This window comes from Vibrio sp. AIC-3 (genome assembly GCF_013114515.1).
Lineage (GTDB): Bacteria > Pseudomonadota > Gammaproteobacteria > Enterobacterales > Vibrionaceae > Vibrio > Vibrio crassostreae_C.
Genome location: NZ_VTXG01000001.1, coordinates 232,178 through 245,737 on the forward strand (window position 1 = coordinate 232,178; position 13,560 = coordinate 245,737).

The window sequence follows — 13,560 nt, forward strand, 5'->3', positions numbered from 1 at the left end:
TTGGCTACGCAATACACCCGTGTCGGTAAATCCATCTTAAGCATAGCTGAGCAAACATGTTCGAATTCCCACAATTTTCAAAGCACTCTGTAAAGAATGACGTGCTTTCAGGTCTTACAGTAGCCCTGGCTCTGGTACCTGAAGCTGTAGCATTCGCCTTTGTTGCTGGCGTTGACCCAATGGTTGGTCTTTATGCAGCATTCATCGTAGGTTTAATCACTTCTGTCTTTGGCGGCCGTCCAGGTATGATTTCTGGCGCAACCGGCGCAATGGCCGTTGTAATGGTGAGCCTAGTGGCAACCCATGGTGTTCAATACCTATTCGCAGCCGTTATGCTGGCTGGCCTTCTGCAAATTGCAGCAGGTGTATTTAAACTAGGTAAATTTATCCGTATCGTTCCACACCCAGTAATGATTGGTTTCGTGAACGGTTTGGCCATTGTTATCTTCCTAGCTCAACTTGGTCAATTTAAAGCGCCAGACGTAACAGGTGCGTTGACTTGGTTACCAAGCGGTCAAATGACACTAATGCTAGGTCTAGTAGCCCTTACAATGGCTATCATCCACTTCCTACCTAAGCTAACAACAGCAGTACCATCTTCATTAGTTGCTATTGTTACAGTAACGGCTTTGGTTGTGGGTCTTGACCTTGAAACTCGCACTGTTGTCGACTTCCTACGTACAATGTCTGGTGACGAAGCTGCTACGCTAGCGGGCTCTCTTCCAACATTCTCAATTCCTGCTGTTCCGTTTTCTTTAGATACACTACAGATCATCCTGCCTTACGCAATTATCCTTGCGGCTATCGGCCTGATTGAATCTCTGCTGACACTGACAGTACTAGACGAAATGACAAACACTCGTGGTCAATCTAACCGTGAATGTGTTGGTCAAGGTATGGCTAACGTAACGTGTTCTGTATTCGGTGCGATGGGTGGTTGTGCGATGATCGGTCAATCGATGATCAACGTAAACTCAGGTGGTCGTGGTCGTCTTTCAGGTATCGTCGCCGCAGTTGCACTACTGATGTTCATCCTGTTCGGTTCTGCACTGATTGAAATGATTCCTCTAGCAGCACTTGTGGGCGTAATGTTCATGGTTGTTATCGGCACATTTGAATGGGCAACCTTCAAGCTTGCGCGTCGCGTTCCTAAACAAGACTTCTTCGTTATCGTTCTTGTTACCGTAGTAACAGTACTGACTGATCTTGCTGTGGCAGTAGGTGTTGGTGTTGTCGCTTCTGCGCTAATGTTTGCTTGGCAACATGCTAAACACATCTACGCAGATACATCAGTAAACGCTGAAGGCTCAAAAGAGTACAAAGTTAACGGCCCAATCTTCTTTGGTTCAACGGCTAACTTCCTAGAGTTGTTTGACGCATACAACGATCCACAAGATGTAATCGTTGATTTCGCAAACTCACGCGTGACTGACCACTCTGCAATTGAAGCGATCGACACGATTGCTGACCGTTACGCGGCGCTAGGTAAAACACTTCACCTTCGCCACCTAAGCCAAGACTGTGTTGCTATGCTGCACAAAGCAGGTAGCTTAGTTGAAGCGAACGTTGCAGAAGACCCAATCTACAAAGTAATGTCTAAGTAATCTTAGCTGTAGCTTTAAGTTAGATTTAGAGAGGCCGACATTCAATGTCGGCCTTTTTTATACCTATCGGTCAGCCCTTACGCTGATAACAAAACGACGTACATTGTTCCTACACTACATCGAACGCAGTATCGCTTCGCTAGACTCTTCGATTAAATCCAACACCAATTCAAAACCATTTCCCTCACCATAATACGGATCGGGGATCTCTTGATATTGTGACTCTCCAAAGCTCAAAAATAATGCGAGCTTGTATTGGAGGTGAACTGGGCATTGGCTCATTAAGTCGTCTAAATTCGCCCTATCGGCCGCGAGTATCAGGTCAAATTCTTCGAAGTCATTATCTACCACTTTACGAGAAGTAATCCCTTTAAAGCTGTAGCCTCGCTTCTCTCCTGCAGATTTGGATCGCGAGTCTGGCGGGTTGCCTTGATGAAAACCAATCGTCCCCGCAGAGTCGACCACAACATCAATATCCAGCTGTTGCGCTTTCTTCCTTAGCACCGCTTCACCTGTTGGCGAGCGGCAAATATTCCCCATACAAACTACGAGTATCTTTTTCATCCCTAATCACCTGTTCTTCCGATGGTTTTTGCTATCGTTAAGTTAGGCTATGATAGACGCAATCACAACTTAAAAGGATTTGTTATGTCGACTGAAGACAACAAAGAACAACGCCACAAAGCAAGACAACAGAAAGTAAAAGAACAAGTCGATGCACGTGTCGCTGCAGCACAAGAAGTAAAAGGCCTATTGCTGGTCATCACGGGTAACGGTAAAGGTAAATCAACATCCGGTTTTGGTACGATTACACGTGCAGTTGGTCATGGTAAGAAATGCGCCGTTGCTCAGTTTGTTAAAGGTACCTGGGATAACGGCGAAAAAAACGTTCTGCAAAAGCTTGATGTCGAGTTCCAAGTCATGGGCACAGGCTTTACTTGGGAAACTCAGAACAAAGCGCAAGATATTGAAGCTGCGCAGCGTGTATGGAAAGAGTGCCAACGCATGCTGGCTGATGAGTCGATCGATGTGATTCTGTTTGATGAACTGACTTACATGGTTAGCTACGGTTACATCGAACTCGATGAAGTGGTTGAGGCGTTGAATAACCGCCCGAAGATGCAGTCTGTCATCATTACAGGTCGTGGCGCGCACCGTACTCTTACTGAGATAGCAGATACAGTATCTGAAGTTCGCAATGTGAAACACGCTTTTGAATCTGGTGTTAAAGCGCTACAAGGCGTTGACTGGTAATCACCTTCAACCAGAGATCCCCGACTCGGTCATTCTTCCCTCTCGAGGATGACGACCACTAGGCCGTTACGCTCTTGAACAAAGGACGACGGCCTATCGTCATTCCCTAGAGCGAGGGACGAGTGTCATAGGGAATCTCTCGAAAGTATTATAAGCACCCAAACAAAAGCGCCATTCCTACAGTAGGAATGGCGCTTCTTTTATATACGAGTTAAAAACGTTTAGTTAAAGAAACCTTTCAATAAACCATCAACTGCTTCTTTAGTTTTCTCGTCTTTGATCTTGTCCGTTAGCTTGTTCACACCACGGTCAATTTCTTTCTGTGCTTTCTGTTTCAATACGTCATCAAAAACAAGTGCAAATTTCGGGGCTGCCCACTGACCAGTTACCTTAATTGGGATAGTCACATCTTTCAGGTCGTCGATACTCTTACCACCCTGACCTTCAAGTGAACCCACAATTGATGTACGTACAAGGAAATCGACCGTTTCATTGATGAAGTTGGCTTTACCTTGACCTGTAACGCGTAACAATGGCGACTGTGCTGATAAGTCGTTAGTTGAAACCCAACCTTTATCCACTTTCAGCGTCGCTTTCATTGCACTGAAGTCCGTTTTTTGAGCTTCATTTGTGCTTTCAACTTTCTCGCCCTTGATCTTAGCGTAGTTTTCTCGAATCAGTTGAGCTACGTTGATGCCGTTAACTGCACCATCTTCAAAGTTAATCGCGATAGTACCGACTAGGTTTTTCTTGATACCCGTCGGAGTTAGACTCTTACCTTTCACGTTGACATCAATATTACCGGTACCTTCCAGCATATCGTTATCTGCAACATCAACCAGTAACGGTTGTACTTTCACGCCTTTGATTTTCTTCTTAGCCGTGTAAGTCGCTGGTGTTTTACGAGCGTCTAACTTTGCAGTAGCAGAAATAGAACCTTGGTAAAGATTCGAGGTGAATGAGGTTAGCTCTGCGATACCACGGTTAACCGAAAATGCGGTTTTAACATTCTGCATCTTCGCGTTGTTCGCCTTGAACTTATCAATCGTGATGTCACCTTTCACGTCTAACGTTTTCAGAGCCGACAGATCAGGTTCCACTTCTTTAGCTGGATCTGAACTACCAGAACTTGACGTTGAACCACCAGCAGAACCAGAAGGCGCTGTGCTCGCTGTTTCTGTTGTATTGCCTAAGCCTAAGAATTCATCTAAATCAATATTCGGGCTATGAAGAGAGAAACGAACCTTTGGTATTTCAGATAGGATTACGTCTGCTTTACCGTCTAATGCAATAGCGTTAGCTTGTAGCTTCTCTAACACAAAGCTCAGGTGGCTCTTGTTAAGATCGAAGCTTAAGTCAGACAGCATGTCGACTTTCATTGGAGACTGAGGAAGCGTGTCGCCTTTGAATGTTGAGTCTAACGTCAATTTGTTCAACGTTACTTTTGAAATCGCGCTATCAACAGTAAGTTCACCGCCACCTTTAAGACCAAGGTCAAGGCCAGCTGCATTACCGATTACAGCGTAAGTCAGTTGGTTTACCTTATCGAACTCAAACGTATTCAAGCCAATTTTTGCTGACTCAATCGACGTCGCTGGATCATTGAACTTAGCGTTTAAGTCGATATTACGAAGTGCGTAACTTGCAAAGCCTTCAGCTAATTTGAATTCTGCACTGCCTTGTGCAGAGAACTTCTGTTGATTGTTCTCACCAGAAGCCGCAAATGTCGCGGTTGTCCATGTATCAACGGCAAACTCAGAAAGATTCAAAGACACATCGTATAGCTTAGTGAATGAACCCGCTTGCTTGTCGTCCATTTCAAACAATGCGTTTGATACAGTTACGCCTGCAAGGTTGATCGTCCAACCCGATGCGTCTGTGGTAGTTTGCTCTTGAGGGGCAGGCGCTGATTCAGAACTTGTGCCTGCTGCAGGCTCAGATTCTTGAGGCGCTGACGCTTGCGTTAGTGCATCAATGTTCTTGCGACCATCTTTAAGCGTTTCTAAATAGAATTCTGCACCATCTAGAGTAATGTTGCCGATCTCTAGTTGGTTGCTAAATAGCGGAGTAACCGAAACGTCAACGCCAACGGTATCAACCTTAAATAGGTTAGGTTGCGTAAAACCTTCAGGGTTGCGTAATTCAGTTTGACCAAGTTCAAAGCCAATGGATGGGAAGAATTGCCAGCTGATATCACCCTCGATCACTAGCTCTAGGCCTGTGTGTTTTTGGGCTTGTTCGACAATTAATGGCTTAAATTGGTTGGGATTCACTAACAGCACTAGTGCCAGAATTGCTGCAACGACAACAAACACTGGTACAGCTATGAAAATGAGTAGTTTCTTCATCCGCATATTCCTTGCTTAGATTCCAAAAGAAAGTGGCACTATAAAAGTGCCACTGATTCGGTAAAAAATAAAGCTAAGTGAGTCACTTAGGCAAAATTTTATTCGATTAAGACTTCAACAACTTCGCAATGTGCGCTTTTAGCACATCAATCGCAATACGGTTTTTACCACCACGAGGAACGATGATGTCTGCATGTTGTTTTGAAGGCTCGATAAACTGCATGAACATTGGACGTACTGTTTCTTGGTATTGTTTAAGTACAGTGTCCATTGTGCGACCACGCTCTTCTACATCACGCTTAACACGGCGTAGTAGACAGATGTCTAATGGTGTATCCATAAACACACTTGCGTGCATTAGTTTACGAAGACGCGGGTCTGTTAGAAGCAGAATACCCTCTAAAATGATCACTTTCTTTGGAGTAAGTGTAGTCGTTTCAGAAGTACGTGTGTGCTCTGTGTAGCTGTATTCAGGAACTTCTACGGCGTTGCCACTCATTAGCTGCTGTAGATGTTCACATAAAAGATCATGATCTAGTGCATTTGGGTGATCGTAGTTAGTTTTAACACGCTCTTCCATACTCAAGTGGCTTTGGTCGCTGTAATAGCAATCTTCCGTGATAACACCAATTTGATGGTCGCCTACTTTTTCGCGCAATTCATTATAAATTGTACTAGCAATCAGACTTTTTCCTGAAGCTGAAGCGCCAGCGATACCTACGATGACACATTGATTATTATCAGACATTAATTTTGCACCCGATATGGTTTGGTGGTGGGAAGAGATAAACCGCCTGATTATAGGGGCTAAAGCACATAGATTCTAGTCGCCATTTTAGCTAATTGCAGTCAAATTGATGATATCAATGCATTTAATGAATACAATCGTTTGCTTTCAAATAACTTGCCTACAACTATTTGCACAACCCCAATGGCGATCAGCCTAAATCCAACCGCTATTTATCTAATCCAACATGATTAACACAACTTTTGGATTATCTTTCGTTATTCAACCATAGAGAAGTTAATCGCTTCTGGTCTCGCCTTGCCGGTCCAGAACATCTTCGCAGCCACATTCTCTGCAAGCTCTAAGTAGTGACGTGTATGTTCACTATCTGGACGACGAATCACCGTCGGGCAACCTGCATCGATATCTTCTCGCACATCAATATGAAGAGGGATCTGTGCCAAAATATCGAGGTAAAACTCTTCTGACATAGCTTCGGCACCACCAACGCCAAAGATATGCTCTTTCTCACCACAGTGACTACAAATATGATAGCTCATGTTTTCAACTAAGCCTGCGACTGGCACACTCACCTTATCAAACATCGCTACGCCTTTACGTGCATCCGCTAGCGCCAAATCTTGAGGAGTGGTCACCACTACAGCCCCGGTCACTGGGATCTGTTGCGATAACGTCAGCTGAATATCGCCCGTGCCCGGTGGCATATCAATAACTAGATAATCCAACTCTGGCCATACGGTTTCGTTAACAAGCTGACCTAAAGCCTTGGCCGCCATTGGACCGCGCCAAATCGCAGCGTCATCTTTCGACACAAGATAACCGATAGAGTGAGTGAAAATACCGTGTGCTTCGATTGGCATCATCCACTTATTGTTTTGCACTTCTGGCTTCGAATCTAACTGTCCTAGCATCATGGGAACCGATGGGCCGTAGATGTCAGCATCCAATAAACCGACTTTTGAACCTGACTTAGATAAAGCCAGCGCAAGGTTAACTGAAGTCGTTGATTTGCCCACCCCGCCCTTGGCAGAAGTGACAGCAATAATATTCTTCACGCCTTTAAGTGGCGTTGATACCGTCGTTTCAAGTGCCGATGGCTTGACCTTCACTTCAAATTGAAAAGCACTCACAAGCTTTTGTTCAATCTGAGCGTTAATCCAATTTTCCAGGTCAATAGCAAGCTGATTCGCTGCGAAAGGCAAAGTAATAACAAACGATCCACGAGGGTCAACAGAGACAATGTTTTGGTGTAGCGCCCACTCTGGGATGAGGATTGGTGACTCAAACTCATTCAACCATGAACAGAAATCTTGCTTCGAAGTAAAGTTACGCATTGGGGCTCCTTTTTTTATTTATGCTATCACCCACGAGATGAAGACTGAACCCCTAAAAAACTAGGGGAATCCTTTGTCTGATACCTTGGCGTATCACACGTTATAAAGTAGTATTACCAATCAAATTTATACCTATCAAAAAAGCGAATTATTAAGTATGGCAACTGATCCAAGACAACTTTTGGTAACTTGTGCGCTTCCGTACGCTAACGGCTCTATTCACCTTGGCCATATGCTTGAGCATATCCAAGCTGATATCTGGGTTCGATACCAGCGTCTGCGTGGCAACACTGTAAACTTCATCTGTGCTGACGATGCTCACGGCACGCCAATTATGCTTAAAGCTCAACAGATGGGTATCACGCCAGAAGAGATGATCGCTGCTGTTAGTGAAGAGCACCAAAAAGACTTCGCTGGCTTTGATATCAGCTTTGATAACTACCACAGCACACACAGCGACGAGAACCGTGAACTGGCTTCTCACATCTACCTAGAACTTAAAAAGAACGGTTTCATTTCTAGCCGTACTATTTCTCAGCTTTTCGACCCTGAGAAAGAGATGTTCTTACCAGACCGTTTCGTAAAAGGTACTTGCCCTAAGTGTAAGTCAGAAGACCAGTACGGTGATAACTGTGATAACTGTGGTGAGACATACAGCCCAACTGAGCTAATCGATCCTAAGTCAGCAGTTTCTGGCGCAACTCCAGTAATGAAAGACTCTGAGCACTTCTTCTTCGATCTACCTCAGTTTGAAAGCATGCTAAAAGAGTGGACACGTTCTGGTTCACTGCAAGCTGAAACAGCAAACAAAATGCAAGAGTGGTTCGAGTCTGGTCTACAACAGTGGGACATCTCTCGTGATGCACCATACTTTGGCTTCGAGATCCCAGGCGAAAAAGACAAGTTCTTCTACGTATGGCTAGATGCACCAATCGGCTACATGGGCTCATTCAAGAACCTATGTGACAAGCGCGACGATCTAGACTTTAACGAGTACTGGAAGAAAGACAGCACCGCTGAACTTTACCACTTCATCGGTAAAGACATCGTTTACTTCCACAGCCTATTCTGGCCAGCAATGCTAGACGGCGCAGGTTTACGTAAGCCAAACAACGTATTCGTACACGGCTACGTAACAGTGAACGGTGCGAAGATGTCTAAGTCGAAAGGCACATTCATCAAAGCAAGCACGTACCTAAACCACCTAGACCCTGAGTGTCTACGTTACTACTACGCTGCGAAACTAAACAGCCGCATCGATGACTTAGATCTTAACCTTGAAGACTTCACTCAACGTGTAAACGCTGACGTAGTAAACAAGATTGTTAACCTAGCTTCTCGTAACGCTGGCTTCATTACTAAGCGTTTTGAAGGCAAGCTAGCTTCTGAATTTGCAGAGCCTGAGCTATACAACGAATTCGTTGCTGCTGCTGAGCGTATCGGTGAACTATACGAAACTCGTGAATTCAGCCGTGCTATCCGTGAAATCACTGCACTAGCGGATAAAGCTAACCAGTACATCGACGAAAAAGCACCTTGGGTTCTTGCAAAAGAAGAAGGCAAAGAAGCTGAGCTTCAACAAGTTTCTTCTGTAGGTATTAACCTATTCCGCGTACTGATGGCTTACCTGAAACCAGTGATGCCAGAGCTTGCAGCTCGCACTGAAGCTTTCCTAAACGAAGAGCTAACGTGGGAAGCGATTGCTACTCCGCTAACTGATCACGAGATCACTAAGTTCAAAGCGCTATTCAACCGCATTGACCCTAAGAAAGTGGAAGCAATGGTTGAGTCTTCTAAAGAAGATGCAGCCGCTGAAGCAGCAGCGAAAGAAAAAGCAGAAGCTGAAAAAGAGCAAGCAAGCCAAACTGAGCTAGACAAAGAGCCAATCGCAGACGAGATTGAGTTCGATGCCTTTGCAGCAGTAGACATGCGTATCGCTCGTATCATCTCTTGTGAAGAAGTACCAAAAGCGAACAAACTACTGAAGTTCCAACTAGACATCGGTGGTGAGACTCGCCAAGTATTCTCTGGTATCAAATCAGCATACAAACCTGAAGAGCTAGAAGGCAAGCTAACTGTAATGGTAGCAAACCTAAAACCTCGTAAGATGAAGTTTGGTATGTCTGAAGGCATGATCCTAGCAGCGGGCCCTGGCGGCAGCGACCTATGGATCCTTGAGCCACACGAAGGTGCTCAGCCTGGTATGCGTGTAATGTAATTCTGACTCCAGTCAGATAACAAGCACCCATCACTAAATCCCTAATGCTTTTTTGACTTGAAAGAGTTAATCAGCATTGGGGATTTTTTATATCTACCGAAAATTAGCGTTCTCTGTTAGAGTCGCCGTCAACTATGCTATGTAGAGTAGAAATTGGTTCGTCGACAAAAATAGGCTAAACCAACACCTCTTTACTCTAAAACCCTTTTTAGGAATCCCCAGTGACTAACAACGAAATCTTGCGTCGTATTCAACACGCACTAAACCTTAAAAATGCACAAATCATCAAAGCTATCGAACAAGCTGATGTGACTGTTGCTCATGACCAAGTGATTAACTGGCTAAAAGATGACAACGACAAGTCATGCTCTAAGATGAAAGATAAAGAGTTAGCGGTATTCCTAAATGGTTTCATCAACCTTAAGCGTGGCAAAAAAGAAGGCGAGCAACCTAAACCTGAAGTTGCACTGACGAACAACATGATCTTCATGAAGCTTCGTATCGCATTGAACATGAAAGCAGAAGATGTTTTGGACGTACTAGAAGTGGTTGGCATTAGCTTGAGCAAGTACGAAATCGGCGCTTACTTCCGCAAGCCAGAAAACAAAAACTACAAAGTGTGTGAAGACCAACTGCTTTGCGATTTTCTAAACGGTGTGCAATTTACCAACCGTCCAGACTCAGAAGAGTTTACGGGTTAAGTTACTACTCCTAGATAAATTTTAAGTTGCTACACATAGATAAATTACTCGTCATAGGTAAGTAACTGACCCACTGATAATTTTCTAGTAACGACAGATAAATAAAAAGCGGCGAGATAATTGAATTATCTCGCCGCTTTTTCGTTTTCTTTACGTCACTGACTAAACAGGAACAACAATAGTAAACCTATGCCTTAGCTGTCGTCTTCAGTGAAGTTCGTCGGCAATGTCGTTTTCATTTCATTCCAAACTTGTGCACTTGCGATACCGTAGTTACGAATCACTAATGGCAAAGTTTCGCGCTCGCCACTTTCACAGATAATGAACAACTCTTTATAAAAGTCCATCGCTAAACGTCGTGCTTCTGGGTTAGAGAAGTAGTAGCTACCGATACGGTCATAAAGTTTACGCACACCGTTAAAGATCAGGCCGTAAATCTGGTTGCCTGAGTGGAATGCCAAACGTTGGAAAAGCATGTAATCATAGAAGTTGAAAGTCTTCGCGATTAAGATCGTCTGACGTTTCGCTTCATCTTTTTCTGAATCTTCTTTTACCGCTTGTTTGATCTTGTCAGCGTATGGCGACGATTCTAGGAACTCATCCCAAGTTGGTGCCGCAAGTAGCGCTTCACAAGATTCAATCACATTACTGATAGTACGCTCTGAAGCTTCTTTGTTTGCTTTGAATGCATAACGCATAAAGATCGGGCTGATATTAGTACGAGCAGCAAGCAGGTCTTCTACCATTTTGCTTGCGTTATCAACGTCCAACGTCATTAGCGTATCAAGGATATGAAGACCTGAGGTTTCCATAAACTGGTTAACTTTAGTTGGTTTGCCATGTTGGATTGTCAACCAACCATCACGAGCAAGACGTTGTAGTACTTCACGAAGCGTAGTACGTGTAACACCAATCAGCTCAGAAAGCTCACGCTCTGCGGGCAAGATAGAACCTGGAGGGAAACGGCCATTCCAAATACTTTCAATGATATACTTCTCTGCAAATCCTGCCGGGCTCTTCGCCTTAATGACCATCTACACTTCAATCCAATTTAATTATTCTGTTCTAATTTACTCATCATACCACTAGTTCACACCTAGCGGAAACACCCTCAAAAATTTTACTCCCCCTAAACACCGTTAGAGTTATAACTCTAAAGTTCAGCACACGTTTGCACCTCAGGTTTGTAAAGCAAGCGACTCTAAACCACCATTTAAACAAACCGTTAACACAACAATTTTTCTTTAAAATCAATGGGATTGGTCATATTTTTAAAGCTATTAATTTGCAATATTAAGTTGTAATAATCATATATAAGCCATCGTTATTCTGTAATTTTCAATCATTTCGCTGAAATATTGATTCTAGTCGGTTTTTATCACATTTTAAGTGGTATGCTTGCGCTACTTTGATCGCGTTTCTCAACAAAAAAGAGGTATTTTTAGGGCTACAGGGCTTTTCCTGTTGACTAAATGTTATCTAAGAGTAAAGTTGCGCTCAAAAATAAGCAGTGCTTGAGTTTCTAAGGGAGTGACTTGGCAAGACCACAGAACATTACATGGAATGTAGTTTTTCTAAGTCACTGTTAGTCATAGTTTTTAACAATTTCTATAGCTCGATTCTCAAAATGTTGTATTGCTTGTCTATTCATAATCAACATAAAAGAGTATTAACATGCCGATGTCTCTCGGAAACGCTTTTATCAAGAACTTCCTTGGTAAAGCTCCTGATTGGTATAAACTTGCCATCATTTCCTTTTTAATCATCAACCCGTTTGTTTTCTTCCTAGTTGACCCATTTGTTGCGGGCTGGCTATTGGTGGTTGAGTTTATTTTCACTCTAGCTATGGCTCTCAAATGCTACCCACTTCAACCGGGTGGTCTATTAGCTATTCAAGCAGTCGCCATTGGCATGACCAAACCAGAAATGGTTTATCACGAGCTGCAAGCAAACCTTCCTGTATTACTCTTGCTCGTATTCATGGTTGCTGGCATTTACTTCATGAAAGAACTGCTTTTGTTCATTTTCACGAAGATCTTGCTTGGCATCCAATCTAAAATTTTACTCTCCGTTGCCTTCTGTGTTGCTGCCGCTTTCTTATCAGCATTCCTAGATGCACTAACAGTAATCGCCGTAGTTATTAGCGTTGCGGTCGGCTTCTACTCTATCTACCACAAGGTTGCATCAGGCAAGGGCACAACGTCTTCGCACGATCATACTCATGATGAAGAGATCTCAGAGCTAACTCGTGATGACCTAGAAAACTACCGTGCTTTCCTACGTTCACTGCTAATGCACGCTGGTGTGGGTACAGCACTGGGTGGTGTAATGACCATGGTAGGTGAACCACAAAACTTGGTAATTGCTAAGCAAGCAGGTTGGGAGTTCGGTGAATTTATCATCCGTATGCTGCCAGTAACACTACCTGTTTTCTTCTGCGGTATTTTAACTTGTGCACTTGTCGAGAAATTCAAAGTGTTTGGTTACGGTGCTCAACTACCAATGAATGTTCGCCAAATCTTAGTTGAGTTTGACAACAAAGAACGTGCAAACCGCACAAAGCAAGACGTAGCAAAACTATGGGTTCAAAGTGCAATCGCAGTTTGGCTTATCGTCGGCCTTGCACTTCACGTTGCTGAAGTAGGTTTGATTGGCCTGTCTGTGATCATCTTAGCTACAGCATTTACGGGTGTTATTGAAGAACACTCTATGGGTAAAGCCTTTGAAGAAGCGCTGCCATTTACTGCACTTCTTGCCGTTTTCTTCGCTGTTGTTGCTGTGATCATCGACCAAGCTCTATTTAAGCCAGTCATCGATGCAGTACTTCACGTTGAAGATAAAGGCGCACAGCTCGCACTCTTCTATATTGCCAACGGTATTTTATCGATGGTTTCAGATAACGTGTTCGTCGGTACGGTTTACATTAACGAAGTGAAAACTGCACTGGTTGAAGGCATCATCACTCGTGAACAGTTCGACCTACTTGCTGTTGCTATCAACACTGGTACTAACCTACCTTCTGTTGCAACGCCAAACGGCCAGGCTGCATTCCTATTCCTATTAACATCAGCACTTGCTCCGTTAATTAGATTGTCTTACGGTCGCATGGTTATCATGGCGTTGCCATACACCATCGTATTGGCACTGGTTGGCCTAGCAGGCATTGTGTTCATCGTAGAGCCAATGACAGCATGGTTCTACGATGCTGGTTGGATCATTCAACGCACTGGTGAAGTCGTCGCTCCAGTTATCTCTGGTGGTCACTAAGCTAAACACTGTGTCGCAAACCACAATAACTATAACTAACTAATCAAAAATATTAGTTGATTAGGAAACTTATCCAAGATAAAAAG

10 protein-coding genes are annotated in these 13,560 nt (G+C 43.7%); 5 read left to right on the forward strand and 5 right to left on the reverse strand.

Going from position 1 to position 13,560, the window contains the following annotated elements; translation table 11 throughout:
* The first annotated feature begins 56 nt into the window (after nt 1-56).
* A complete protein-coding gene (locus F0229_RS01005; protein ID WP_017062156.1) occupies nt 57-1,604 on the forward strand; it encodes a SulP family inorganic anion transporter in 1,548 nt (515 codons plus the stop codon).
* Nucleotides 1,605-1,718: 114 nt separating this feature from the next.
* Here F0229_RS01005 and F0229_RS01010 read toward each other — a convergent pair whose 3' ends face one another.
* On the reverse strand, nt 1,719-2,168 hold the full coding sequence (locus F0229_RS01010) for a low molecular weight protein-tyrosine-phosphatase (protein ID WP_017067202.1): 450 nt from the start codon (nt 2,166-2,168) through the stop codon (nt 1,719-1,721).
* Between the two features lie 84 nt (nt 2,169-2,252).
* Here F0229_RS01010 and cobO point away from each other — a divergent pair, with 84 nt between their 5' ends.
* Nucleotides 2,253-2,858 (forward strand): cob(I)yrinic acid a,c-diamide adenosyltransferase, encoded by a 606-nt coding sequence (gene cobO / locus F0229_RS01015; RefSeq protein ID WP_017062158.1) that lies wholly within the window; start codon nt 2,253-2,255, stop codon nt 2,856-2,858.
* A gap of 221 nt (nt 2,859-3,079) precedes the next feature.
* Here cobO and F0229_RS01020 read toward each other — a convergent pair whose 3' ends face one another.
* The 3 genes from F0229_RS01020 to apbC all read right to left on the reverse strand — a co-directional run bounded on the left by F0229_RS01020 (nt 3,080) and on the right by apbC (nt 7,288).
* A complete protein-coding gene (locus F0229_RS01020) occupies nt 3,080-5,206 on the reverse strand; it encodes an AsmA family protein (RefSeq protein WP_171732067.1) in 2,127 nt (708 codons plus the stop codon).
* A 106-nt stretch (nt 5,207-5,312) separates the two neighbouring features.
* Nucleotides 5,313-5,954, reverse strand: a complete 642-nt coding sequence (udk, locus tag F0229_RS01025; protein WP_004734002.1) for a uridine kinase — start codon at nt 5,952-5,954, stop codon at nt 5,313-5,315.
* 257 nt (nt 5,955-6,211) lie between these two features.
* Nucleotides 6,212-7,288, reverse strand: a complete 1,077-nt coding sequence (gene apbC / locus F0229_RS01030; RefSeq protein WP_102332506.1) for an iron-sulfur cluster carrier protein ApbC — start codon at nt 7,286-7,288, stop codon at nt 6,212-6,214.
* A 157-nt stretch (nt 7,289-7,445) separates the two neighbouring features.
* Between apbC and metG the strand changes: the two genes are divergently transcribed.
* Nucleotides 7,446-9,506 (forward strand): methionine--tRNA ligase, encoded by a 2,061-nt coding sequence (gene metG / locus F0229_RS01035; RefSeq protein ID WP_171732068.1) that lies wholly within the window; start codon nt 7,446-7,448, stop codon nt 9,504-9,506.
* Nucleotides 9,507-9,727: 221 nt separating this feature from the next.
* Nucleotides 9,728-10,207, forward strand: a complete 480-nt coding sequence (locus tag F0229_RS01040; RefSeq protein ID WP_016783812.1) for a DUF1456 family protein — start codon at nt 9,728-9,730, stop codon at nt 10,205-10,207.
* Between the two features lie 194 nt (nt 10,208-10,401).
* On the opposite strand, the gene fadR is transcribed toward F0229_RS01040, so the two are convergent.
* Nucleotides 10,402-11,241 carry a fatty acid metabolism transcriptional regulator FadR gene (gene fadR / locus F0229_RS01045; protein WP_017062161.1) on the reverse strand — a complete coding sequence of 280 codons (840 nt, stop codon included), beginning with the start codon at nt 11,239-11,241 and terminating at the stop codon, nt 10,402-10,404.
* 640 nt (nt 11,242-11,881) lie between these two features.
* On the opposite strand from fadR, the gene nhaB reads away from it, so the two are divergent.
* A complete protein-coding gene (gene nhaB, locus F0229_RS01050; protein WP_171732069.1) occupies nt 11,882-13,474 on the forward strand; it encodes a Na(+)/H(+) antiporter NhaB in 1,593 nt (530 codons plus the stop codon).
* Nucleotides 13,475-13,560 lie beyond the last annotated feature (86 nt).